The 26,229-nt window shown below is 43.6% G+C and carries 20 protein-coding genes, 2 tRNA genes and 2 rRNA genes (1 of these 24 running past the window's edge); 15 read left to right on the top strand and 9 right to left on the bottom strand.

Annotated elements, in window-relative coordinates; genetic code table 11:
• The first annotated feature begins 233 nt into the window (after positions 1-233).
• Entirely contained in the window at positions 234-956 is a 723-nt protein-coding gene (locus tag EO130_RS00125; RefSeq protein WP_127139514.1) for a hypothetical protein, read from the top strand.
• Positions 957-1,407: 451 nt separating this feature from the next.
• Here the strand turns inward: EO130_RS00125 and EO130_RS00120 are convergent, their stop codons facing one another.
• From EO130_RS00120 to EO130_RS00105, 4 genes are all read right to left on the bottom strand, one after another.
• A complete protein-coding gene (locus tag EO130_RS00120; protein ID WP_127139513.1) occupies positions 1,408-2,838 on the bottom strand; it encodes an SLC13 family permease in 1,431 nt (476 codons plus the stop codon).
• A gap of 44 nt (positions 2,839-2,882) precedes the next feature.
• Entirely contained in the window at positions 2,883-3,260 is a 378-nt protein-coding gene (locus tag EO130_RS00115; protein ID WP_127139512.1) for a VOC family protein, read from the bottom strand.
• Between the two features lie 38 nt (positions 3,261-3,298).
• A complete protein-coding gene (gene lysS, locus EO130_RS00110) occupies positions 3,299-4,990 on the bottom strand; it encodes a lysine--tRNA ligase (RefSeq protein ID WP_127139511.1) in 1,692 nt (563 codons plus the stop codon).
• A 66-nt stretch (positions 4,991-5,056) separates the two neighbouring features.
• Entirely contained in the window at positions 5,057-5,599 is a 543-nt protein-coding gene (locus tag EO130_RS00105) for a thioredoxin family protein (RefSeq protein WP_127139510.1), read from the bottom strand.
• A gap of 205 nt (positions 5,600-5,804) precedes the next feature.
• On the opposite strand from EO130_RS00105, the gene EO130_RS00100 reads away from it, so the two are divergent.
• Together EO130_RS00100 and EO130_RS00095 are read left to right on the top strand one after the other, a co-directional pair.
• Positions 5,805-6,104, top strand: a complete 300-nt coding sequence (locus EO130_RS00100) for a type II toxin-antitoxin system RelE/ParE family toxin (RefSeq protein ID WP_127139509.1) — start codon at positions 5,805-5,807, stop codon at positions 6,102-6,104.
• Between the two features lie 2 nt (positions 6,105-6,106).
• Complete coding sequence (locus EO130_RS00095) at positions 6,107-6,391, top strand: addiction module antidote protein (protein WP_127139508.1); 285 nt, start codon at positions 6,107-6,109, stop codon at positions 6,389-6,391.
• A 21-nt stretch (positions 6,392-6,412) separates the two neighbouring features.
• On the opposite strand, the gene EO130_RS00090 is transcribed toward EO130_RS00095, so the two are convergent.
• Entirely contained in the window at positions 6,413-7,459 is a 1,047-nt protein-coding gene (locus EO130_RS00090; protein ID WP_127139507.1) for a response regulator transcription factor, read from the bottom strand.
• Positions 7,460-7,551: 92 nt separating this feature from the next.
• Here EO130_RS00090 and EO130_RS00085 point away from each other — a divergent pair, with 92 nt between their 5' ends.
• From EO130_RS00085 to EO130_RS00065, 5 genes are all read left to right on the top strand, one after another.
• A complete protein-coding gene (locus EO130_RS00085) occupies positions 7,552-7,707 on the top strand; it encodes a YqaE/Pmp3 family membrane protein (RefSeq protein ID WP_090291467.1) in 156 nt (51 codons plus the stop codon).
• Between the two features lie 147 nt (positions 7,708-7,854).
• Positions 7,855-8,592 carry a hypothetical protein gene (locus EO130_RS00080; protein WP_127139506.1) on the top strand — a complete coding sequence of 246 codons (738 nt, stop codon included), beginning with the start codon at positions 7,855-7,857 and terminating at the stop codon, positions 8,590-8,592.
• Between the two features lie 32 nt (positions 8,593-8,624).
• Complete coding sequence (gene lipB, locus EO130_RS00075) at positions 8,625-9,341, top strand: lipoyl(octanoyl) transferase LipB (protein WP_127139505.1); 717 nt, start codon at positions 8,625-8,627, stop codon at positions 9,339-9,341.
• A gap of 148 nt (positions 9,342-9,489) precedes the next feature.
• Positions 9,490-10,173 (top strand): hypothetical protein, encoded by a 684-nt coding sequence (locus tag EO130_RS00070; RefSeq protein ID WP_127139504.1) that lies wholly within the window; start codon positions 9,490-9,492, stop codon positions 10,171-10,173.
• Between the two features lie 301 nt (positions 10,174-10,474).
• Positions 10,475-11,173, top strand: a complete 699-nt coding sequence (locus EO130_RS00065; RefSeq protein WP_127139503.1) for a TlpA family protein disulfide reductase — start codon at positions 10,475-10,477, stop codon at positions 11,171-11,173.
• 157 nt (positions 11,174-11,330) lie between these two features.
• Here EO130_RS00065 and EO130_RS00060 read toward each other — a convergent pair whose 3' ends face one another.
• The 4 genes from EO130_RS00060 to EO130_RS00045 all read right to left on the bottom strand — a co-directional run bounded on the left by EO130_RS00060 (position 11,331) and on the right by EO130_RS00045 (position 16,553).
• Positions 11,331-12,023, bottom strand: coding sequence for a TapB family protein (locus tag EO130_RS00060; RefSeq protein ID WP_127139502.1), 693 nt, complete (start codon positions 12,021-12,023; stop codon positions 11,331-11,333).
• Between the two features lie 14 nt (positions 12,024-12,037).
• On the bottom strand, positions 12,038-13,351 hold the full coding sequence (locus tag EO130_RS00055; protein ID WP_127139501.1) for an OmpA family protein: 1,314 nt from the start codon (positions 13,349-13,351) through the stop codon (positions 12,038-12,040).
• Positions 13,352-13,473: 122 nt separating this feature from the next.
• Positions 13,474-15,927 (bottom strand): ribonuclease HII, encoded by a 2,454-nt coding sequence (locus tag EO130_RS00050; RefSeq protein ID WP_127139500.1) that lies wholly within the window; start codon positions 15,925-15,927, stop codon positions 13,474-13,476.
• A gap of 29 nt (positions 15,928-15,956) precedes the next feature.
• Entirely contained in the window at positions 15,957-16,553 is a 597-nt protein-coding gene (locus EO130_RS00045) for a ribonuclease HII (protein ID WP_127139499.1), read from the bottom strand.
• Between the two features lie 234 nt (positions 16,554-16,787).
• Between EO130_RS00045 and EO130_RS00040 the strand changes: the two genes are divergently transcribed.
• From EO130_RS00040 to EO130_RS00010, 7 genes are all read left to right on the top strand, one after another.
• On the top strand, positions 16,788-19,601 hold the full coding sequence (locus tag EO130_RS00040) for a TonB-dependent receptor domain-containing protein (protein ID WP_127139498.1): 2,814 nt from the start codon (positions 16,788-16,790) through the stop codon (positions 19,599-19,601).
• A gap of 15 nt (positions 19,602-19,616) precedes the next feature.
• On the top strand, positions 19,617-21,035 hold the full coding sequence (locus tag EO130_RS00035; RefSeq protein WP_127139497.1) for a hypothetical protein: 1,419 nt from the start codon (positions 19,617-19,619) through the stop codon (positions 21,033-21,035).
• Positions 21,036-21,150: 115 nt separating this feature from the next.
• On the top strand, positions 21,151-23,199 hold the full coding sequence (locus tag EO130_RS00030; RefSeq protein ID WP_164732848.1) for a putative porin: 2,049 nt from the start codon (positions 21,151-21,153) through the stop codon (positions 23,197-23,199).
• Between the two features lie 290 nt (positions 23,200-23,489).
• Positions 23,490-25,015 (top strand): 16S ribosomal RNA (locus EO130_RS00025).
• A 102-nt stretch (positions 25,016-25,117) separates the two neighbouring features.
• Positions 25,118-25,191, top strand: a tRNA-Ile gene (locus tag EO130_RS00020).
• A gap of 162 nt (positions 25,192-25,353) precedes the next feature.
• Positions 25,354-25,430: transfer RNA gene (locus EO130_RS00015), tRNA-Ala, on the top strand.
• Between the two features lie 175 nt (positions 25,431-25,605).
• Positions 25,606-26,229 (top strand): 23S ribosomal RNA (locus tag EO130_RS00010) (it continues 2,193 nt past the right edge of the window).
• The 16S and 23S rRNA genes sit together here with 2 tRNA genes alongside, the layout of an rRNA operon.

Raw genomic sequence — 26,229 nt, 5'->3', positions numbered from 1 at the left:
AGAACCTAAAAATCGACAGAACTAACTGTTAAATAAATATTAACGCCGCTTTTTTTAACGTAAGGGCCCAACCTTTGGGAGTCCTGCCTTTTACTGATGGTTTGGAGCAAAACGCCCCGTTTTGCTGGGCTTAACAGGTGTTCTGTTTTCGTAAAAAAATCCTAAATACTGTAACGTTTTGGTTTTTGAATAGTCTTATAAGCATATCATCAATCACAAAATTCAATCAAAAAATGAACAAGTTATTATTAATTTATGGAAGTGTCCTATTAAGTAGTACCGCCATAGCCAACGACCAACAAAATGCCAAGGTGGCCGAACTCCAATCGGGGATACTTGGTAGTTTAGAGAACAGTTTAACGACATTGAACATCAATGCCGATGTAAACGATTCAACTTCTGGAATGGGCGAATACGCCTCCTACGAATTGAATTTGGACGAAGTAGTATATATAGAGGATGAGCCCGAACTGGATTTGGGTTTTGATACCTCGGATTACCTTCCTGAAGGTTTTGATCCTTACAAAAGCTACTTTGATTTGAATTCCATCATATACCTCGAAAACAATGTTGAACTAGGACTAGGTATTGATACCAAAAGGTACTTGCCGGAGAACTTCAACGCTTATACCGATGTGGTGGATGTACACTCCATCAATTATATGGAAGAAGAGGATATGGATCTTGGATTCGATACCAAGGACTATTTGCCAGAGGACTTTTCTCCTTATGAAGTTTACGTGAACTTGAAGGCAATTCCTTATATGGAAAGCGATGTGGAACTTGAATTGGGCATCAACAGTAAATACTTCTTGCCCGAAGGTTTTAATCCGTATAACGATGTAATCGCCGTTACTTCCATCAACTATATGGAAGATGAAGATATGGATTTGGGTTTTGATACTTCCAAGTATCTCCCAGAAGGTTTTGATCCCTACTCAGGGTCAATACAGTAAAATGTTCATCATTTTACAACTTATTTGAGTTAGCTAGAAAAACCCCTCGACAGAGGGGTTTTTGTTTTTAGATAGGTCTGTTTACTGTTAATGAATTCTTTATAAGTGCTTGGTTAACATAAATATAACATGGCTATCTTTATAACATAATTTGTAGCAAAATGGATTTTTAGCTGCGAATTATTTTGTGATTTGACCTTTTTGCTGCGATAATTTCATGCTTTTGTTCCCGGTGCCCAATGAAGCAGCTTAAAAATGGTTTTGTGCGCTTAGTTAACAAAAGGCTAATTACAATAATCTTCACAAAAAAGGGTTGTAAGTTTGTACCTAACAAAGAGTTACGTACCACTTGCAACCAAAGTCAAGTAGCGTAAGTTAAGTTAGTTTCTTACATTTTTTTGAGTTAGTTAGTTTATGAAAATGCCCTTCCGCCCGGAGGGGCATTTTTAGTTTAGAACAACAGCGGAATCACAAATTGGAACACCAAAATAAGCAGTACCACAGCAATCAAGTTTAGGATAACGCCTACACGGGCCATTTGCGGTATTTTGACGTAACCGCTGGCAAAGACAATGGCATTAGGCGGCGTGGCCATGGGCAGCATAAAGGCACAGCTGCTTGCTATGGTCACGGGAATCAGTAAGTGGAGCATGGGAATGTCCAGACCTATGGCGATACCTGCTACCACAGGGGCTAGGACGGCCACTAGGGCCACGTTGCTCATCAGTTCGGTCATGAACAGCATTAAGAAAATCAAAAGGGCAGCGGTGAACAACACACTTACCTCACTTTGTGCAATGGCGTTGGCGACCATATCCACAATGCCACTGGCAGACATTCCTTGGGCCAAGGCCAAACCTCCACCAAAAAGAATCAAGATGCCCCAGGCTAACTTGGAGGTATCCTGCCAGACGATGATAAAATCCCCTTTTTTGATGTTGTATGGAATAGCAAACAAGGCAATGGCGGCCAAAATACTGATCATGGTATCGGTGAGCCCAAGGCTTGGAAAAATACTATTAATTAAAGTTCTAAAAATCCAAAGGAAAACAGTGACTCCAAAAATGACCAGTACCATTTTTTCCTTACCCGAAGTGGGGCCCAATTTTTCCAACTCCGCATGAATCACTTCCTTGGACGCACTGAATTTTAAATCTCGGTTGGGAAACATCCATTTGACTAGCACCAGATAACAAATGGCGATCATGATGATGGAAAAGGGCAGTCCAATCGTCATCCATTTTAGAAAGGAAATTTCGGTGTTGTATTCATTTTCCAGGAGTCCGATCAATACAGAATTGGGCGGTGTGCCGATTACGGTGGCAATCCCTCCAGCATTCGCGGAAAAGGCAATGCCAAGCATCACGCTCAGGGCAAAATTTTGATCGTTTTTGGTAAAGCCGTCCTCATCGTTGATCAATAAATTGATAACGGAAAGGGCTATGGGCAGCATCACCACGGTACTTGCCGTATTGCTGATCCACATGCTCAAGGTGGCAGTGGCAATCATAAAGCCTAAAATGACTTTGTTGGGCGTGGTACCGGTCAGTTTGATGATATTGAGCGCAATCCTGCGGTGCAGATTGACTTTTTCCAGTGCCAAGGCCATGACAAATCCCCCAAAAAATAGGAATACAATAGGGCTGCCGTAGTTGGCTCCTACTTCAGCAATGGGAAGTACGTTCAGGATAGGCATCAAAAGTAACGGAAGCAATGCGGTAACTGAAATGGAAACCGCTTCGGTAATCCACCAAATCAGCATCCAAGCCGCAATGGCTATCACGGGGTCACCTTTTTCGGATACCATTTCAAAAGGCAACAGGTTAAGAATGAGGAAAACGACAGGCCCAAGGGCCAGCCCAATTTTTTTGCTTAGCTCCATTGGGGTTCTAAGCTAGGATTTTTAATCGAAACTTGAAAAAAATACTATTTGGCATTTTCATCAACCTCAAAAATCCCGAAAACATTGTGGTCGGCATCTAAAAAATACCCTTGCCAGCGTTGACCTGAAACGGCAAACTTTTGCATGGCCACGTGTCCGCCATTTTTAATGATTTTCTTCTCGGTGGCATCAAAATCGGCAACTTGAATGGAACAGGTAAAGGCATTGGTGCCCTGATGGGTAGGCGGGGTGTCCACGGGCCTTTTGAGAATGGCCCCTTCGATACCTTCCGTTTCCAAACGATAAAGTTCTATGGGCGCAGAGGGGTCCAACGTAGCTTTCCATCCAAAAACGGCTTGGTAAAAATCGACCTCTCGTTTGGGGTGGGTAGACTGGATCTCGAAAAAAGCGATTGTTCTCATCTTGTTGAATTTTATTGGTTTTCAACAAGATACAAAAATCACCCCGTATACTTTACGAGCAGATTATCGTCTATTTTCTCTATTTTGATAAGTCCATGCTTGCTGAGCCCTTTGGTACTTTTGTCCCATTTTTTTCCGCTTAGGCCTGCTTTTTCTTTAAGGTCTACCAATGCCATTTGGCCTTGCGGCTTAAGAATGTCCACAATGATTTTCTCTTCTTCGGTTAGCTCCACCTGCTTTTTCTCGGGTCGCATTTGTGGGAAGAACAGCACTTCTTGGATAGAGGAATTGTTGGTGAGCAACATTACCAAACGGTCTATCCCGATACCGATACCCGAAGTGGGAGGCATACCATATTCCAAAGCGCGCAAGAAGTCTTGGTCAATGAACATGGCCTCATCGTCTCCTTTCTCGGATAGTTTCAACTGTTCTTCGAAACGTTCGCGTTGGTCGATAGGGTCGTTGAGCTCGGAATAGGCGTTGGCCAGTTCCTTGCCATTCACCATCAATTCAAAACGCTCGGTCAATCTAGGATTGATGCGATGCTCTTTAGTCAATGGGCTCATTTCCTTGGGATAATCGATAATAAAGGTGGGCTGAATGTAGTGGTGCTCACATTTCTCCCCAAAAATCTCATCGATCAATTTGCCGATACCCATGGTTTCATCCACTTCAATTTCCAATTTTTTGGCCACTTCACGAAGTTCACTTTCATCCATTCCGGAAACATCAAAACCTGTATGGATTTTAATCGCCTCCAAAATGGGAACCCTTGGGTACGGTGCTTTGAATTCTATTTCGTGCTGCCCCACTTTTACCTTGGAGCTTCCCGTGGCATCAATAGCCACTTTCTCCAACAGTTTTTCCGTGGTGTCCATCATCCAATTGTAGTCCTTGTAGGCTACGTACAGTTCCATTACGGTAAACTCGGGATTGTGCGTGCGGTCCATACCTTCGTTTCGGAAATCCTTTGCGAATTCGTACACACCGTCAAATCCGCCCACAATCAATCTTTTTAAGTACAATTCATTGGCTATCCGCAGGTATAGCGGAATGTTCAGTGCATTGTGGTGGGTGAGGAAGGGACGTGCGGCCGCTCCACCCGGAATGGGCTGCAAAATCGGGGTTTCTACTTCTAAATATCCTTTTTGGTTGTAGAACTCCCGTATACTATTGGTGATTTTTGTCCTTTTAATAAAGGTGTCCTTTACCTGTGGATTTACCACCAAATCCACGTATCGTTGGCGGTACCGCAGTTCTGGGTCGTTGAAGGCATCATACACCTTGCCTTCATCGTCTACCTTTGGTAGCGGCAAGGGGCGCAAACTTTTGCTCAACAAGGTGAAATTTTTCACCATCACGGTTTTTTCGCCTACTTGGGTGGTGAACAGTTCTCCTTCGATTCCGATGATGTCTCCGATATCCAACAGTTTTTTGTACACATCATTGTAGAGGGTCTTGTCATCATCAGGACAAATTTCATCACGGTTAAAATAGACCTGGATTCGCCCTTCACTGTCCTGAAGTTCGGCAAAAGAGGCTTTTCCCTGAATTCTGCGCGACATCAATCTACCGGAAATCACTACTTTTTTCCCTTCTTCAAAATCATTCTTGATGCTCTTGGAAGTGGCATCAACAGGATACAATGCTGCGGGGTATGGGTTGATGCCCATTTCCCTGAGTTTGGTCAATTTTTCCCTTCGAACGATCTCTTGTTCCGATAGTTGCATAGTCTGTAAAAAATTTAAAGCGCAAAATTACACTTTTGCGCTTTAAATCCTTGCCTTGCCATCAACTTAATATGCATAATTGGGTGTATAGCCCTTCTGAAAAATGATTTGGGCGATGTCTTCTTCCAAACTTTCCAACGGGCTTTCCACGATACGGTTCACTTCTTTTCCGTCCTTGTAGAAGATGATGGTAGGGACTTTTATAATGTTCAAGCCCTTTTCTTCGCCCGTGGGACTGGTTTTGTAATGACCTTTTCGGTAATCCAAGGCGATGATTTCCAATTGGTCCATGGGAAAATCAATGGCTTTCAGGATTTTGATGAATCTGGGAGTTTCCCTTTTGCTATCCCCGCACCAAGTGCCCAAAAATAGTTTGATGTGGTACTCGTTCAGTTTCTCTTTCAATACCGTTGTCAAGGTTTCATCTACTTGATAGCTATCAAGCCCTTGTTGGAACCAATGGTTATAGGGTTGGGTTTGTAATCCTTCCAAGTTGATTTGTCCCACTAGCAATTGCCGTCCGTTTTCGATGATGATTTCCTTGTTGAATTCTTGTGCTGAAATGCACAGCATGCATAGCATGTACATTGTTGTTAAAACTCGCTTCATGATTTTTGTGATTTATGGTTTGGGGCCAAATTCACTAAAATCAAGGTCTGGGAGAAGCTGTTGCCGTTGGAAATCGGGACTAGACCGGGGGTTGAAATTTACCTCTTAAGCGGTAACTAGCCTTTTGATTCGATTTATAGACTTTTTGGTTTATGAAAAATCATGTAATAGATGTATATTTGTATCCAAATGGATACAATTTTTTATGTTTTTTATTGAAAAGACAGTAGAATTTGATAAGTGGCTTAGAAAATTGAAGGATGTAAGAGCAAAAGCCAAAATCCTATTTCGAATTCAAAGAATTGAAGAAAATGGACATTTTGGTGACTGTAAAAGCGTAGGGGATGGGATTAACGAAATGCGAGTACATTATGCCAAGGGCTATCGAATATATTTTAAGGAAAGGAAGGGAAAAATAATTGTATTGTTAGCGGGCGGGGATAAGTCCTCCCAAGAAAAAGACATAAAAAAAGCAAAGGAAATCTGGAATACATTAAACTATTAAAAATGGGAACCTCAAAATTTGACATAGCTGATTATTTGGACAATCAAGATATGATTGCTGAATACCTCAATACCGTTTTGGAGGAAGGTGATAGTGGTGATGTGATAACCGCTATTGGACATGTGGCCAAGGCTATTGGGATGACAAAAATTTCGGAAGAAACCGGATTGAGTAGGCCAAGTTTGTACAAAGCACTATCAGAAGGGTCAAAACCTCAATTCGCAACCATTTTAAAAGTGTTGAAAGCAATCGGTGGCCAGCTTCAAGTGCGCCCTATTTCAGCGTAATCGTTGGCGAGTACCTTTCTTTTAGCGCTTTTTAACTTTAACCGCAATCTCCTCACGTGAAGTAACCTCTAATTTTTTATACAGGTTGTTGATGTGGGTTTTGATAGTGCTCACGCTCACAAAAAGCTCCGATGCAATCTCTTTGTTGGTTTTGTTCTCCAGCATTAAATGAAGAATTTTTTGCTCTTGGGGAGTTAGTCTTTCAAGTAATTGTGAAGTTTGGTTCTTTTTCCGTTTACCAATAAAAAACAGGATATTCCCCAAAACGGAAACAGCCAAAAGGGCAATGATGGTCCGATTCCATTTGGATGACTTGGGGCGATTAAAGCCGGCCAACTCCCTATCCGTAGCAATTTCAGCCTCGTATTGTTGGGCAAAGGCGGTGTTGGGGTAGGTGCTGTCCAATCGTTCGGAGAGGTTTTCGTAGTATTCATTTGTGGAGAGGTCATCCAAATAGAACCGAAAAGTTTCGTTTCGTTTGTCGGACAAAAAATCGTAGATGTAGAGTTCTGCCAGTGGTTCTTTAACTTCTTCTCCAAAAGAGTGAAGGGTTTTGAACCATTTGTCCAAGTTCAGTTTTTTGTTGGCTTCTGAAGGGTAATCCGCGAAGTCGAAAGCCATCTGGCCTTTGAGTTCCTCGATTTCCAAAAGCAATCCGGATTTTGGATTGGTGGAGGCTATGGTACAAAGGGATTGGTCTTCAAAAGAGGTGGGAAACTGCAAGGTGTCTTTATTGTTGGCGATAAACAGTACATTCTGACTGTTGTTACATCTGCCCAAAAAGTGATCGGCCCCGGAATTATCGGAACAACCGTCCAGATGAATTCGGTAGATGCGGTTTTGTATGTTGAGCCTGTCCCCTTGAAAAGAAAAATGACCCAAGGAATCGACCGTAGCTTTTTGCACAATTTGATCCAAATACACCCGTGTAGATTTCCGATAATCCTCCACCAAGGAGAGGTAAATGGCATTGCCTGCATGTCCTTGGGACACCTTGCCTGAGAAATGGAATTGACCCCATAGCACTGATGAGCTGAAAACAAGTAGGATAAATATGAAAAACCGCATGTTGTATCCGATTTTGGTTAAAAATAATGGTTTTCTGTAACAAAAGAACCATTTTAACTACCTATAAGTATCATCAATCAAATCGAATACCTATGAGTTTTTGGAGAGTGCTATTGGCCATTCTATTCCCTCCATTGTCTGTTATCGGCAAAGGCTGCGGGTCTATTCTTATTGTTTTTTTATTGACCCTTTGTGGATGGGTTCCCGGGGTAATTGCTGCCCTGGTCATTTTGAACAATCCGAATTAATAATTCTTCGGATTTTATGATCGGATGGCTTTTCATCTAAATTTACCTGTGGTGATTGTAGGTGTTGCCCGATTATGATACTTTTATCGCTCAAAATACAACTGAGCAAAGCTCAGAAGAGGTATCACTAACCATAAAACAACTACCATGAAAAAAATTCAATATGCGCTTGTTTCCGCTTTGATGCTTTTGGCGGCGTCCTGCAATTTTACCGAGGAAATCCACTTGCAAGAGGATGGTTCGGGAAAGCTTTCTATTAATTTTGACGGTTCGGAGATGATGGACATGGCAGGCGACGAGTTGACCAAGACCAATGAAAAGGCCATCGACTCCATTATTTCGTTCAAGGACTTTTTAGAAGAGAAAAAAGACAGTATTGCCCAACTGCCGCAAGAAGAACAGGAAAAACTGAAAAAGTTGGAGCCCTTTAATATGCGAATGGTTATGGATCCAGAGAAAAAAGTTATGAAATTCGACCTGTTCAGCGAGTTTAAGGATGTAAGCGATGTAAACGATGCATTTGCGGCTTTTCAGGATGCAAGTTCCATTGGCAACAATTCCAGCCCGCAACAAGGTCAGATGAAACCTGGCGAACAGCCCACGGAAGTCTACTATACCTTCAAAAAGAACAAGTTTACCCGTAAGGCGGAGATTATTGATCAAGAACTGTTTCAGCAGCAACTGGATAGTTTGGAAGGAGCCGAAATGTTCCTTTCTGGATCTACCTATACACTCAAATATCACTTCCCTAAGAAAATTAAATCCACTACCGCCGAGGCAGCCACTTTTAGTCAAGATGGCAAAACCTTGATTTATGAAGTCAACTTTTTGGATTTGATGAAAAACCCATCTTTACTCGATTTGGAGGTAGAGCTGGAGAAGTAGTTTTCTAGAATAAGGCTTCGTATCTTTGTGGCATGAACAAAAAGGTTGCCCTACAGGATTTAGGATTCAAGGATTACAAGGAAACTTGGGATTACCAAGAAGCACTTTTTAAGCAGATTGTGGACACCAAAGTCCGCAATAGGCGGGAGGATGCAGGTCTTGAAACACCCAATCATTTTTTGTTTGTGGAGCATCCCCATGTATATACGTTGGGCAAGAGTGGAGACATCAACAATTTGTTGGTGGACGAGCAAAAGTTGGCGGAAAAGGGTGCCACGTTCTACAAGATCAATCGAGGTGGCGACATTACCTATCATGGTCCCGGACAGGTAGTTGGCTATCCCATTTTGGACTTGGACAACTTTTTTACCGATATCCATAAATACCTTCGTTTTCTGGAAGAAATGGTGATAGTGACCTTGGCCGATTATGGACTCAAGGGTGAACGATCCAAGGGAGAAACCGGTGTTTGGTTGGATGTGGGCACTCCCTTTGCCCGAAAAATATGTGCTATGGGCGTACGTGCCAGCCGTTGGGTCACCATGCACGGTTTTGCCCTTAACGTAAACACCGATCTAGGTTTTTTTGATCTAATGATTCCCTGCGGCATCAAGGACAAAGCCGTTACTTCGCTCAATGTAGAGCTTGGCCAAAAAGAAGTGGATATGGATGAAGTCAAGGAAAAATTACTCCATCATTTCACAACGCTTTTTGAGGCAGAAATGGTTAAGGAAGCAACTGGGGTTTAGAATTTTGCGCTGACTTAAGCCTAACGTTTCCCAAATATTCTTTAACTTCCTCAAATAGCTTATTGACGCCTCAGGTTTTCAAACAACTATCGGGTATTAAATTTCCTTTTTTTTGGTAACTCGGCGACAATAATAAATGCAACACACTATGAAACGATTTCTCTTCACCATTGCCTTGGTCGGAACCTTGTTTTCCTGTAAGACCAATACCGACAACAATACAGAATCGGATAATTCCGCTACCTCTGAGACAACGGTAAATAATACTGCCGAAGAAATGAAAACCAACTACGTTCCCATTGATTCCGATGAGGCTCTGATTGCCGCTTCGTTGATGGCCGCACCAGCAGCAAGTCGTGATGGGTGCAAGGTAATTGGCTACAACGCGGCAGGGGAGTTTGTAACGCTCAAGGAGGGCGATAACGAATTCATTGTCCTTGCGGATGACCCCAAAAAATCAGGATTTAATGCGGCTTGCTATCATAAAAGCTTGGAGCCCTTTATGGCTCGGGGGCGTGAATTGCGAGCTGAGGGCAAAACAGGACCAGAAATTTTTGATATACGAGAAGAAGAGGCCAAATCGGGCAAGCTGGATATGGGAATCCCCGGAGCTACGCTACATATTTATTATGGAGAGAGTGACCGCTACGACCCAGAAACCAACGAGGTGGAAGGGGCCCAATACCGCTATGTGGTGTATTTGCCTTTTGCCACGGCGGAGTCTACGGGTTTACCGGAACAACCCATAGGATCCAATCACCCTTGGATCATGAACCCAGGGACGCATCGGGCGCATATCATGATTTCCCCCTTGCCCAACCAAAAAGAATAACAAAAAGAGTCCGCCTGAAAAGCTGGTTAGCTGTCAGTTCGAGCGCAGTCGAGAACTAAAAAAGCACTAATAATCAATAGGTTTCGACTGCGCTCAACCTAACAAATTTCAAATATTGCTGCTTTTCGACGGCCTCTTTTCTCTTTCACGAATTTTCTCACATAAAAACAGTGGTTTTGGGCATCCGTCAATTGAAACAGGGCATTGATCAATTGAAACGGGGCATCCGTCAATTAGCAGAAAAAGAATAACCTCAAACGAGTAACTTTTCAGCTTATTAAAAATTAGTTAATCAAAAACCATGAAAACATATTTCATCATTTCACTTATTTTTTGCCTTAGTCTGACTTTGTTAAATGCTCAGCAATTTAGGTTGGACGACCCTAATGTAATTTTGAAGGATTCATTGGGAAATATTATTACTGCGAAGCAGGCGGAGTTAATATTGGGCAATGGCCCTGTCTCATTTATAACGGTTGACCATGGAAATGGTAAGCAGGAAATCACATTAAAGCCGGTGTCCAAAAAGAGTCTCGAGCGAAAAGAAGAGGAGAATGATAAATGGAAAACAGAATGGATCGATGCTCAGTTGCCTCCTTTTGAATTGCAAAACATCTCTGGAGAGACGGTAAAGAACGATGACCTCTTAGGGAAATACGTAGTAGTCAATTTTTGGTTTATTGGCTGCAAACCTTGCATTCAGGAAATGCCAATGTTGAATAAACTGGTTCAAAAATATACAAAGAAAGGGGTGCTATTTATTGCTCCAAGCCTTGATAGCAAATCGTCGGTTACCAAAATGCTTCAAAAGAGAGATTTTGAATATGAAATTCTTACAGATGCGAAATCTCTTGCAAAAGACATGGAGGTAAGCTCATATCCAACGCATCTGATTATCGATAAAGAAGGTAATATAAAGGAGATTCTCATTGGTGGTTCCGAAGATATTTTTGAGAAGTTGGATTCGTTGCTATCAAAAGTTATGACAAGTTCAAATTAATTTTTTTGAAAGTTGTGCAAACAAATAATTCATTTTTTTGACAGCGGTTTTTGGCATCCGTGAATTTTTGGGACTAGGATTTAAAATTTAAAAACGGATTCTCTAAAAAAACCGAGGCATCTGCCTCGGTTTTTTATTGTCATAAATTAAGGACTTCCTATTTGCTGAATTGGGTCAGTAAGGAGCTGCCCATCAGTTTTCCATTCTTATTGTAAGATTCCTGTTTGACCATACCCACCCCTTCGGCCAACCATATACGGGAAGGAAAGGTTTGGTTGGTCATCATCATTTTGGTCTTGGTCTCGCTGTAAATTACATAACAGTCAAACGTGCCGGCTGGGGTGTTCACGCTTTCCCGCTTTTCCACTTTGCGGTTGATGGTCTCCACATTGGTATTCATATTAATGGCGCCGCCCATTTTCATTTTGACTTGCATATTGGCATCGGGCAACTCTTGACCCACGGAAAGATTGTTGGGTAATTCCACATCGGTACCGGAAATATCCATTTCCACATCGCCCATTTGGCTGAGCATCTGCTCGTTCATCAGGGATTTAAAATCAATTTTTACCACATTGCCCTCACAGACCATGTTGTAATCAGACAGGAAACTGTTCCCTTTTTTGTCCACAAACTCCATTTGCATGGTGGCGCTTACATAATCACCATTGCTTTCGACATTGGTGATGGTATAATTGATTTGGCCTTCTTCCCGTCCCTTTTTATCGTAGTTGGTATATTGGAAATTGGCACCATCGACCAAAGGGTAGTATGTGCTGCAACTGGATTGTGCATTGGATGTGTGTGCTGCGAATATCGCGAGCAGTACAAAGATAAAATATCGTTTCATGTGTTTGTTCGGTGTTATTTTTTAATGAATTCAACTCTGCGGTTCTGAGCTTTGCCCTGTGTGGAGGTATTATCGGCAACAGGCTCGGTTTCACCCTTTCCTTCGGAACTCAATCGGTCTGGAGAAATGCCATAAACGGATACCAACGCTTTTTTAACGGCCTCTGCCCGGTTTTGGGAGAGTCCCATATTACTTTCATCAGAACCATCGGAATCTGTATGTCCCACAATATGCAATTGAATGGAACCATCTTGGTTCAGCACTTGCGAAATCTGCCTGATAATGCCCATGGATTGCGGTAAAATATCTGCCGAACCTGAATTAAAGAGAATCCCGTTGGTGGAAATTTTACCTTCTGACATTAATTTTCGTCGTAAATCCACCCCACCTTCGGCTATCTTCAGGTTGCTGATCAACACTTGCTCCTGTCTTTTTTGTTTGTCGATGCCGTTCACGTAAAACTTCAGGTAGTTGATCAATTCCGGTTTTACTATAAACTGCGGTAGGTCGGCAATCTTGTTTTCATTGAGCCAAAGGCGATATCGGTTTTTGTTTACCGCAATAGATACGTGCACTACATCTTGGTACAATTGACGTAAATCTTGCTGCAAAGTGTTCTGGATAGGGGCAGGGTCTCCCTTAAAATTATTGTCAACTCTCACCCCGATTGCGATATATTGACAAAAATTGAGGTTGGCCAATGCATTGTTTTCGTTTGTGGTCAACCCATCGGTCTCGGAAAGGTAAATGCTAAGAACCGCACCAGAGCCCGTATTTCTGCTCAAATTGACGACTTTTAGGTCGAATTCCAGGGTAAAGTCCTCTGGAAGTTTGGTGCCCAGATTGGGAATCGTAAGGCTTCTATTGGCAATGGAATACCATTTGCCGGGAAGGTCTTCTACAGTTACTACTTCTCCAGAACCATTGGTGTTCCATTTGGAAGGGAAATCACCCATAAAGTCATCGTTGAAATCATCGTAAAAAATTGGTTTGTCCCCGGGAACAAAGTCAAATTTACTGTAGACTTCCATGGTCTTTGGTCCTGTGGTCATGGGTCCCGTAGTGGATGTGTTGCCATTGGGATTACCGTTCGTGTTTTCGTTTCCAGGTGTGTTGCCGGGCGCGTTTCCGCCTGAGCCGGGTTCTAAAATGCTGTCGAGAGCTTGATCTGTTTTTTTGGAGGTTTCCTGTTCTACTCTTCGTTCAACCGTTCGTTCGGCTGCCTTTTCCGCTTTTTTGGCCAATTTTTTAAAGAATTGGGCCTCGGCACCTGTGCCCAGCAATAGGGCAAAGGACAAACAGCAGAATAGTTTGTTGGAGGTTTTCATTTCTAAGTGTTTTAGTTTGTTGATAAAGCAATTCCATACAAACTACTAAAATGAAACCCTTCCTGAAATCAAAAATGTATGTTTCGTAGCAAAGATTGTATAAGTCGCATCCGGATGAGCAACTAGTTTATTTTGTACACAATCAAGGAGTTGTCTTGGTCTTTCGCCACCAATTCCAGTTGCTTGTCGTTGTCCATGTCAGTGAGGTCTATCATGGAACTGCCGAATACGGGAAAATTGGGAATGGGCTCTGCTTGGCTATCGAACAAATAGATTTGACGGTTTTGGATATCGGTTACGCCCACGTAAATTTTATCGTAGATGTAAAATATCTTCGGTTTGGAATACACACCAAGTTCCAGTTCCACTTTTTTGCCCTTAATACTCAGCACATTGTCGTCCATAAATACCAAAGTATTGCTGGTTGCATAGAAACCGTGATCGGGATTCAGGTTGAAATTCGTAGCGACCAATTTGCCATTGGTATCGATTTGATGGAGCACTCCCGTTTTATTGGTGACTGTAAATTTATCCTTGTACAGAAACACGTCGTTGTTCGAGAAGTCAATTTTTTCCGGCACTTTGATACGATCGCTCCCCACGCGGTGCAGAATACGGATCGTGCTGTTGTCCAATTTAAAAACAATATAGTCTTTGTTGCCTACCCTAAAATGTTTGGGCGCACCCAAAATATTGCTCGGGGCTTCGGTAAAAGTGAAACCGCGTACTATTTTACCTTGATTGTTGTACATAAAGACTTTTCGACCCTGGGTCACTACAAAACGGTAGTTCCGGCTTCCGTCATAATCAAAAACGGCTAGCGGATTTAGGTTTCCGCCCTCAAAATCAATTTTAAATGGAGCCACCTCGTCCCCGTTGCGGTCAAGGACCAAGAATTGATCATTGGTGGTAAAGGCCAGCTGTAATTTTCCATTCTTATAAATGTCTATTTGTTGAATATCTCCTTGAATACGCCCCTCCAGTTGTTTGGTCCACAACACCTTTCCGTCGTTGGAAATAAGATAGAGTACGTTGTTTTGGTCTTGGACTACAATTTCCTGTTCGTTCGTCCTATGGTTTTTGACAAATTGTGGGTCCGTGGCCAAATCGGTGTTCAGTTCCAAAGTGAACAAGGGCGATACCGCATTTTTCTCTTGGCTTTGCTTGATTTTTGACGTCAACAGATTAAAATGCCCGAATCCATTATCCATTACCATCTGCGAAGCAAATACCAGATCACCCAAATCATCACTCGTAATATCATCAGCAAGATTTTCTGAAAGTTCTTGTTCGGCAAAAAAATCGATTCCTGTGTTGTTGGAAATGAAGAGCATACTGGATTCGTTGGCCATGTACGCTTTGGCTGTCAGATAACCTTGGTCTTTATCGAATGAGGAAGAACTTTTGTGACTGCTGATAATGGTCTGCAACGCTTCTTTATCTTCCGAAAAGATGAAACTGTTTTCAATGACAGTACAAAAGTTGGCTTCAAAATTTTTAACAAGGGGCGTAAAGTGTTCGGTGATGAGTTGAGACTCTTGTAATTCCAGTATTTCGTTGCCCTGATAGTTTTGGGAAGCCGTTTTTTTGCTATCCAAATAATCGTAAAGTCCTTCGGTTCCATAAGACTTTAAAAGCACTGTTTTTTTGTTGTTCAAATAAATGATACCTACCTCCTCTATGGTGTTGAATAGGGAATCCGCTTGTTTTACCCGGTCCAGATAGGTGTTCTGGTTGTTGGCAAATATGCGGTAGTCATCAAAGGTGTAGGAAATAATGGCCTGCGCATTCAGTGGAGCATAGGCAGGGGTTTTGTTGGCAAGGGGGGAAGTGCCCTTGAACAGATTGATGAAGGTTTTGGTGGAATCTGTAGCCATGGCCACTCCGTTGAGGTTCACTTCATCCGAATTGGCCGTAAAATCCAAGGAAATCCATGAAGAAAAGGGTTTGTTGTCGTCGTTCTTTTCCGTTAAGGAAAACAAGGAGGTGTTGCCTTCAGGATTGAGGAACAATGTTGCCGACTTGTCCGCAGAACTGGTATTGTACAGTTTTTCCAAAACGGGGTCCATTTTTTGGTTTCCGCTGAGCCGAACAACGTTTTCAATAAGCATTTGTGAGGAGCTCATAATTACATCGCGCTCTATTTGCAGCTGAAAAACGTCTAGTTCATCCAAGGTGTATTTGGTAATGGTGGTGCCTTCGTAGCTAAACGACTCCACCTTTTTATTGGCAATGCTGTCAACATTAAAGAGGTTGGTATTGTTTTTTGCTGCCAGAATGTAATCATAATGTCCCTTGCCCACTTCATAAATACCAAGTACCGTTGTCTTCTCCGTTGATAGATGTTCAAGGCCTTTTGCTTTGGACAGAATGTCGCCAAGGTGGGAAAACTGTTCCACATTTTTCAAAAAGGAGTTGTTTTTGAGCTCGCTCCTAAAATTGGTGAGGTTGTTGATTTTTACGACAAGCGATGGGTTTGGTGGTAAATGTTCCAGAAGGGAGTCTTTGGTCTTCACCTCTTTTGTGCAGGAAGCTATCAAAATAGGGAGCAAGCAGAAAAGTACCTTTAATCTCATTCTTGAAGTTTGCTACAAAGTTATAGTTTTTAAATATCCAGAGACAATTGTTCTGGGAGTTGCCTAAAGCTTTTTCTGTGGTACTTGGTGAGCCCGTATTTTCTGATGGCTTCCCTATGTTCTTTGGTGGGGTAACCTTTGTTTTTTTTCCAGTTGTACATTGGGAACTCCTCGTGTATACGGGCCATGTAGTCATCGCGATAGGTTTTGGCCAAAACGGATGCCGCCGCGATGCTCATGTATTTGCTATCGCCCTTGATGATGCATTGGTGCTCGATTTCTGGGTAAGGTTGAAAACGGTTACCATCAACAATTAAAAATTCGGGCTTCGGATCTAGCTTTTCAATGGCGCGGTGCATGGCCAAAAAAGAGGCATTAAGGATGTTTATTTCGTCGATTTCGTCCTGAAAAACGTGACAAACTGAAAAAGATACTGCCTCTTTTTCCAAAAGCGGCTTTAAAAAGGTCCGTTTGGATTCTGATAGTTGCTTGGAATCGTTTAAGGTATTATGGTTGAATTTTTCGGGCAAAATAATGGCTGCGGCAGTCACTGGACCAGCCAAACATCCTCTACCTGCTTCATCTGTTCCTGCTTCAAAAAGAGATCGGTAACACGATTTTAACATATTTCTTAAAAATTTAACAGTGTGTGTGTTTGGAAAAGCATAATTATTAACGAAAAGTTAAAAAATTTCCTACATATCCGATTTATAAGGCATTAGCTTGCGAATAATGTGTTAAAATTATGAAAAACCCTGATGAATACTGCGCTAATATACGATGTATGGTGGTGTTAATTTTTTTGAATATTAACTTTTTATATTGACTTTTGAGCTGGACTAATTCAAAAAATGAAATAAATGAAAGCTAAGTTAGCATGGATGCTGACACCTTTTTTGGTGTTATGTATGTCTTTCTCTTTCGGACAAGAGAAAACAGTTTCAGGTAACGTGACGGACGATACAGGTCTGCCATTACCTGGTGTTTCCATTTTGGTTGTTGGAACGACCAATGGAACACAAACAGATTTTGATGGTAATTATTCTATCTCAGTCAGTGAGGGGCAAGTGTTGCGCTTCAGCTACATTGGTCAAAAGACCGTTGATAGGACTGTAGGTGCTTCATCTACCATCGATGTACAAATGGAAGCCGACGCACAAGCGTTGGAGGAGGTTATTGTAACTGGACAGGGTTCTGGTATTGCCAGAAGAAAATTGTCTACAACGGTTGACGTTCTGGATGCCGAGGAAATCGACAAATTGCCTGCCAACCAGATTGACCAATTATTACAGTCAACAACTCCAAGTGCACAGATTCGCTTGAGTTCAGGTCAGCCCGGTACTGCAGCTTTGATTAGGACAAGGGGTCCAATTTCTGCTGCTTCATCTGCCACTCCCGTAATCATTATTGACGGTATTCGTGTGGATAACTTGAACTCCAACCCACAATTGGGTATTGCCACAGGTGGTGCCAACGTTTCTGCCCTTGCGGATATTCCCGTGGAATCCATCGAAAAAATCGAATACATTAAAGGTGGTGCGGCAACTACATTGTATGGTGCGGACGCTGCGAACGGTGTAATCCAGATTATTACCAAAAAAGGTAAGGATGGTAAAAGTTCTGCCTACTTTGAGACTAACGTTGGGGTCATTAAAGCGACCAAAGATTTCTTGAGATATGATAGAACTGCCGAAGCCATATTTGAGCCCGGACTGTCCCAAGAGATGAAAGTTGGATTGAACGGAGGTTCCGAGAAATTCTCTTATAACTTTGCCGGTAACCTTTACACCGATGACAGTTTCAACGACATCAATGAGCAAACCAGAAGGTCCTTTACTTTCGGATTGACCGCAAAGGTTACTGACAAACTACAATACCAAGGGTCTTTCTCTTTCGTGAATTTCGAATCTAATTTGGATTACAACGCAAACACAAGCTTTTCGCGTTTCTCCAATATCGAAGGTTCTGCTAGGGGAGCTACCGATGAATTTACAGATGCAGAATGGCAGGATGAAGTGGATAGATACCGAAGAATCGGTCAGCTGGTGGATATTACCAGTACCACCAATCGTATCACGGCGTCCAACAAATTTATCTATGATATCAACGATAACCTACAGGTAAATGCAACCTTGGGTATTGATAACAGGAATACAGTTCAGGAAGAATTGCAAAGCAATGCCCTCTTGGTAGAGCTTGGTGCTATTGCTCCTGGTACTACCGATCAAGGTAGTTTGAGCAGAGTTTTGCGTTCAGCCTTTACCCTTACCACGGATGTGAACATTACACACACTGCCGATTTGGAGAACTTCTCTTTCGTAAGTATTCTTGGTGGACAGTTCTTTAGAACTTCCGATAGACAGAACAGATTGGACGGTTCCGGAGGTGTTGATGGAACTCGTTCCTTGAACAACTTCTCGGAGCAAGCATTCTCCGATTTCGTACTGGAAAATGCCAACTACGGTCTATACTTCTTGGAGAACATAGGTATCTACGACGTGGCCTTCTTGGAATTTGGTGGTAGATTGGACAGGAACACGGCTTCCGGTTCCAACACCGACCCATTATTGTTGCCTAAAATTGGTATCACCTACAACCTGAGCGATCATGATTTCTACAGGGATGCAGGAATAAGCAATATACTTTCTACAGTGAAGTTGCGTGCCAACTATGGTGAGGCGACCAACTTCGCCCAGCCTTTCTCTCAAGACAGGACCTTTGCACAGAACCCATTCTTGGGCGGACCATCCTTTACCTTTGCCAACCCTGGTAACGACGAGTTGGTATCCGAGCGTGTGAAGACCACGGAATTTGGTGTGGAACTTGGTTTCTTTAGCAACAGGTTGTTCTTGAGCGGTACTCGATATGTAGGTATCACTGAAGATGCACTTTTTACGCCTCAATCAGCACCTTCAACAGGCCAGTTGAACCAAATCCAGAACATTGGTGAGGTGGAGAACAAAGGTTACGAATTTGAGTTGAGAGCTACTCCGATCCAAACGGACAAGCACACCTTGAGCGTTAACCTATCCTACAATACCAACGAAAACTTGGTGACCGATTCAGGAGGTGCGCCGGCATTTGTTGTGGGTGGTTTCACCGTTTTGGGATCTGTAGTGGAAGAAGGTCAGAGCCTTGGTTATCTTAGGGGAACGGCTGCAATCAGACAAGCAGATGGCTCATATTCCTTTGAACCTAATACGCCTCTGGGTGATACTTTCGCCCCGAACTTTGGTTCCATGGGACTTAACTATACGTGGGGAGATTTCAATTTCTTCGCCACAGCTGATTACCAATTTGGAGGTCAAATCACCGATTTGAGCTTCTTGTTGAGACACTTAAGAGGAACAGATAACACTGGAATTCCAGAAGATTTGATCGGAACAACGTCTCCTTTCAATTATGTAAACTTCTTCGTGTTCGACAACGACTTCTTGAAAGTAAGGAACATAGGAGCTTCTTACAATTTCGGGGATATCGCCAAGCCATTGTTCAGCAACATTCGTTTGGGTGTAACCGTAACCAATCCGTTCAACTGGACGGCAGGTAACTTTGACCCTGAGACCACAGGTTCCGGTATTACCGCACAGAACGGTTTCGCCAGTGGTGGTTTTGCCTACGGTACGGAATCGGCACCAAGGACTTATGTAGCCTCACTAAGGTTTCAATTTTAATAAAAAAAAGTAACGATGAAAAAACTAATTATATTTTCTCTATCCATTCTGGCCATTAGCTGTACAGGCGACTTTGGCGATGCAGTGGACTTTAAAGAGGTTGAAAACCCCAACCTATCGGAGTCTTCCGTAGTGGGGCAGCCCAACTCGGCCTCCATCTGGCTTTCAGGACTTGAAAGGCAGTTGGCAATCGCGTTCAACGAAACCTTGGTCCTTTCGGAGCTTGGTTCTGACAACTATGTAAACACACAGACGTTCTTCAACCAGTTCATGGACGGTCTAGAAATCCAGATTACGGACCCAGATATGAGGGATACCCAGCGTCAAATCCAGCGCTTGCGAGAATTGGCTTTATTCGGTCTATCTCAAGTAGGTCCTGGTGACCCAAACTATGATACCGCTACCGAGGCAGAGTTCAATTTTTTTGAGGGAATGTCCTATTTGATGTCTGCAATGTATTTTTCCGCATTGCCAGCAGAACCTACAGGTGTTCCAATAACCGCAAATGAGCATTATCAAAATGCAATTGCTTCTTTTGACACAGCCATTGCGCTCAATCCTCAACCAGAATATCATCTGGCCAAGGCAAGAGCCAATTATTACTTGGGCAATAAAAACGAAGCAGTTGCTGCTGCAACCGCTGCACTTGGTCTTAGTGGTGATTTTGATCGATTCGTATTGTTCGATCAAGCGAATGGCCCCGTAAATATTTTCGAAAACGCGCTTTACCAAAGAGCAACTTTCGATGATTTGCAGCCACTTCCAACTTTGGACTTTTTGGACCCAAAATATTCCTTCTTGAGTACTTCACAGGATGCCCCTGTACATTACTTGAAAGCAGAGGAGGCTTATTTGATTTTGGCTGAAGCAGCATTGGCAGACAATAATATCACTGCTGCTAGGACCAATTTGAACAATCTATTGGATTTGATCGATACCAGAGAAGTAAGAAATATCGATGATTCCATCGAGCAGAGATCTCAGGTTGATGAAGGTTCAAGACCAGATAGTGAAGATATTGTGGTAAATGGTAGAGATGGACTTGTATTGTCCCGTCAGGATGGAAACGTTGATGTTCCTTCAGTTTCTGGAACTTCCTTGACCGCTGCCGACGTTGCTGCCATGCAGGACGACGATGCTGGATTGGCGCTATTGTACCGCACAAGACAAGAGGTGTTCATCGCCGAAGGTCTTCGTTTTGTTGACATGGGTGTTAAATTGGTCATCGATGAGAACGAGATTTTGTTGAACGAGAACATCAACGAAGGTGATTTGGGTACAACTCCAGTAATCCCTTCTTTCATCGCCGCTGTGGTAGGTGATTTGGATGCGATCAACTACGAGCCCGGTTCAACTACTGCAAGTACAGTAATCGATTTGAACCAGATTTTGGTAAACAACAAAACATCTGATGCTGTTGTTCCTTTTGAATAGGAATAGCGCATTAAAAATAAAGGACCCCCGCGAGCAGCGGGGGTTTTTTTATGTCTCAACTTTTCACATTTCTTTAGAAACAAAACTTTTACCTTTGCCCAACAAATATCAAGGAATGAGATTTTTAGCATTGACTCTACTTTTACTGATTGGCCAATCGGTCTTGGCACAGCAAGATTCGATTCCTCCGCAAAAAGAGGGGGACTCTACAATGCTTCAAATCAAAGATTCCCTCACACTTCCAAAAACTGAAGCTGCTCCAATGGATGCTGATAGGCGTAGGGCAAAGGAAGAGCGGAGAACCAAAATGGAATCAAAACAGAAGGATTCCGTCACAATAAACGATTACAAGATCATTTCATATCAAAGGGATACTACTTATGTCGATACCACTTTGACTATCAGAAAAGATTATATCTACAATTATTTAAGGGAAGATGATTTTGAATTAATGCCCTTTGCCAATATGGGGCAACCTTATAATGAATTGGGCAAAAGCTTTACAGCGACACCTTATTACCCAAGAATTGGTGCTACGGCCAAGCATCCGGGGTATTTTGAAAAAGAAGATATCAACTATTATAATGTTCCGACCCCAATGACGGAGCTCATGTTCAAGACAACCATGGAGCAAGGACAGTATTTAGATGCGTTGCTTACCTTTAATATAAACGAGCGGTTTAATGCATCCGTGGCCTATAATGGTTTTAGGTCCTTGGGCAAATACAGGTATGAAGAGGCGGAGGACGGAAAATTCAGGGTCACCTTCAATTATCTTTCCCAAAATGGCCGATATAGTCTCAGAGGACACATTGCCGCGCAGGATATGCGAACGGAAGAAAGTGGTGGTCTGCGAGATCGAAGCCAATTTGAGGATGACCAACCCGATTTTCAAGATCGGGCCAAGATCGACCCACTTTATGAAAATGCGAACAACAAAATATTGGGCAAGCGATATTTCTTGGACCAACGATTTAAGTTGGTCAACCATAAAAAGGACTCAGTAGATGCGAAACCTACAACATTGACCATTGGACATGAATTTAGCTATGAGACCAAGCTGTACGATTTTGAGCAAACCCAACAAAATGATGCATTGGGGCAAGACCCATTTTTGGTTCCCATCAGGGACAGGGCAAGGCTGAAGACCATGTTCAATAAAGGTACCGTGGAATTCTCAAATAGGACGTTTGGAAAACTCTCGGGCAATATTGGATTGTTTAACTATAATTACTTCTTCAACAGCGTTTTGATCACGGATGAAGGAACCATTCAGAATCAATTGCAAGGAGAAGAGATTTCTGTAGGGGGAAACTACAGCAATATCATTGGACCACTGTATTTGGAAGGGGATTTTAATTACACGGTATCAGGAGAGCTTACAGGGAACAATCTGGATGCCTTTGCCAGATACCGATTGAACCAGAATCATTCCGTAACCGGAGCCATACACCTATCCTCTCGTATGCCCGATTTTAATTACCTGTTGTACCAGAGTGACTACCGAAACTTCAACTGGCAAAATACGGACATCTTTGAGAACGTGCGAACAAAAAGCATCAAGTTTGGTTTGGAATCCAAAATTCTGGGTGATTTAACAGCGGAATACAGTACATTGGAAAATTACACATACTTCGCATCAACGGCCAATGAAGAGCAAATAGGGTTGGGGCAAGAAACGGCTTTTGTAAGGCCTTTTCAGGAATCGGGCACCGTGGATCACCTAAAGGTGAAATATCAAAAGGAAGTAAAATGGCGCAAATGGGCCTTGATGAATACGGTCATGTATCAAAGCGTTGCCCAAGATGCCCAAGTACTCAATCTTCCGGAAGTAGTGACAAGGAACAGTCTTTATTTTTCAAGCGATGTCTTTAAAAAGGCAATGTTCATTCAAACAGGGGTAACGTTCAAATACTTTACGGCCTATAATATGAATGCCTATAATCCACTGTTGGGCGAATTTTATATACGGAATAATGAAGAATTGGGAGGTTATCCTCTCTTGGACCTTTTTATCAATGCCAAAGTGAGGCAAACAAGGATTTACCTAAAAGCTGAACACCTGAATTCCATTTTTTCAGAACCTAATTACTACTCGGCGCCCAATTATCCGTATCGCGATTTTGTAATCAGATTTGGATTGGTCTGGAATTTCTTTTCATAAATTTTTTGGGTAACGGAAAAAGGAAATACTGGAAAACAAGCACTTAGAAATTAATCGCAATTTTTTCCAAAAAAATATCGAAAAACATTTTGTGGTAAGGAAATAAGGTGCGTATATTTGCACCCGCTTAGCTGATAAGGCAAGGCGCTTCTGAAGGACTTAAAAGAGAAATTTGGAAGGAAAAACAAAGAAGTTCATATACATATTGTAACGACAGCGTAGAATTAAGAAAGAACCATTTTGATGCAGGGACTCGGGTTTCCGGGTGTCGGACAGACATTCAAAGAAATACAATGAAGAGTTTGATCCTGGCTCAGGATGAACGCTAGCGGCAGGCCTAACACATGCAAGTCGAGGGGCATCACGGAAAAGCTTGCTTTTCTGGTGGCGACCGGCGCACGGGTGCGGAACGCGTATGGAACCTGCCCCTGTCAGGGGAATAGCCCAGGGAAACTTGGATTAATGCCCCATGGTATCGTTATATCGCATGATATTACGATTAAAGATTTATCGGACAGGGATGGCCATGCGTACCATTAGTTAGTTGGTGGGGTAACGGCCCACCAAGACAGCGATGGTTAGGGGCCCTGAGAGGGGGATCCCCCACACTGGTACTGAGACACGGACCAGACTCCTACGGGAGGCAGCAGTGAGGAATATTGGACAATGGGCGGGAGCCTGATCCAGCCATGCCGCGTGCAGGATGACGGCCCTATGGGTTGTAAACTGCTTTTATACGGGAAGAAACGCACCTACGTGTAGGTGTCTGACGGTACCGTAAGAATAAGGACCGGCTAACTCCGTGCCAGCAGCCGCGGTAATACGGAGGGTCCGAGCGTTATCCGGAATCATTGGGTTTAAAGGGTCCGTAGGCGGGCCTGTAAGTCAGGGGTGAAAGTTTGTGGCTCAACCATAAAATTGCCTTTGATACTGCAGGTCTTGAGTCATGGTGGGGTTGCCGGAACATGTGGTGTAGCGGTGAAATGCATAGATATCACATAGAACACCGATCGCGAAGGCAGGTGACCAACCATGTACTGACGCTGATGGACGAAAGCGTGGGTAGCGAACGGGATTAGATACCCCGGTAGTCCACGCCGTAAACGATGGATACTAGCTGTGGGGACTTCGGTCTCCGTGGCCAAGCGAAAGTGATAAGTATCCCACCTGGGGAGTACGTTCGCAAGAATGAAACTCAAAGGAATTGACGGGGGCCCGCACAAGCGGTGGAGCATGTGGTTTAATTCGATGATACGCGAGGAACCTTACCAGGGCTTAAATGCAGGCTGCATGGGGTAGAGATACCCCTTTCTTCGGACCGCCTGCAAGGTGCTGCATGGTTGTCGTCAGCTCGTGCCGTGAGGTGTCAGGTTAAGTCCTATAACGAGCGCAACCCCTACCGTTAGTTGCCAGCATGTCAAGATGGGGACTCTAACGGGACTGCCGGTGCAAACCGTGAGGAAGGTGGGGACGACGTCAAATCATCACGGCCCTTACGTCCTGGGCTACACACGTGCTACAATGGCCGGTACAGAGGGAAGCCACCCCGCAAGGGGGCGCGGATCTACAAAACCGGTCACAGTTCGGATCGGGGTCTGCAACTCGACCCCGTGAAGCTGGAATCGCTAGTAATCGGATATCAGCCATGATCCGGTGAATACGTTCCCGGGCCTTGTACACACCGCCCGTCAAGCCATGGAAGCCGGGAGTGCCTGAAGTCCGTCACCGCAAGGAGCGGCCTAGGGCAAAATCGGTAACTAGGGCTAAGTCGTAACAAGGTAGCCGTACCGGAAGGTGCGGCTGGAACACCTCCTTTCTAGAGAAAGAGATGTCCGGAAGATCCTTGTCCCGCACGAGATGGTTTTATCTCTGCGCTGTCGTTTATGATATGTTACAAATACTGGCAATAGGCCAAGACAGTCTCATAGCTCAGCTGGTTAGAGCGCTACACTGATAATGTAGAGGTCGGCAGTTCGAGTCTGCCTGAGACTACAAGTCGAAGAAGGACGAGAAGCCTGTGCTGAGCGCGGTCGAAGCAAGTCTGCCTGGGACTGTAAAGGAAGTTCATTGAGGAATATTGAATTGGAAATTTTAGAAGTTGAGTTACAGGGTTATCACTCATAACTCCCAACTAATAACTCATAACTGAAAGATGGGGGATTAGCTCAGCTGGCTAGAGCGCCTGCCTTGCACGCAGGAGGTCATCGGTTCGACTCCGATATTCTCCACCACGGCAAAGGCCGTCCGTCGATCTTGGTATCGGTGGCGGCGTGCCAGAAAGTTCATTGACATATTGGGACGGAGCGGAGCGGTATCATACCGTTCACGTGAAGTCAAAAAGAAGAAACACGAAGTAGAATAGAACAATTAAGGATTACGAGAGGGCGTCCCATATTTATATGGGATGCGACAAGCAAAAGAAGGGCGTATGGGGGATGCCTAGGCTCTCAGAGGCGACGAAGGACGTGATAAGCTGCGAAAATCCGCGGGGAGCTGCACATGAGCATTGATCCGCGGGTGTCCGAATGGGGCAACCCGGCAGGTTGAAGGCCTGTCACCCAGCAATGGGGGCGAACCCGCCGAACTGAAACATCTAAGTAGGCGGAGGAAGAGAAAACAAGAGTGATTCCGAGAGTAGTGGCGAGCGAAATCGGATCGGCCCAAACCGTTGTTGTTTCGGCAATGACGGGGTTGTAGGACCACAATGTTCTTTGCGCGACGAACCGGAAGCAGTTGGAAAGCTGCACGATATGGGTGACAGTCCCGTACGGGCAAGGAGCGTTAAAGATAGTGGTATCCTGAGTAGCGCGGGGCACGTGAAACCCTGTGTGAATCCGGCGGGACCATCCGCCAAGGCTAAATACTCCTGGGAGACCGATAGTGTACCAGTACCGTGAGGGAAAGGTGAAAAGAACCGTGAACAACGGAGTGAAATAGACCCTGAAACCATACGCCTACAAGCGGTCGGAGCGGATTTATCCGTGACGGCGTGCCTTTTGCATAATGAGCCTACGAGTTACTTTTACCGGC

Origin of the sequence: Flagellimonas marinaquae (assembly GCF_003992675.1) — a bacterium.
GTDB classification, from domain to species: domain Bacteria; phylum Bacteroidota; class Bacteroidia; order Flavobacteriales; family Flavobacteriaceae; genus Flagellimonas; species Flagellimonas marinaquae.
This window is presented reverse-complemented; position numbering and strand designations above follow the sequence as displayed.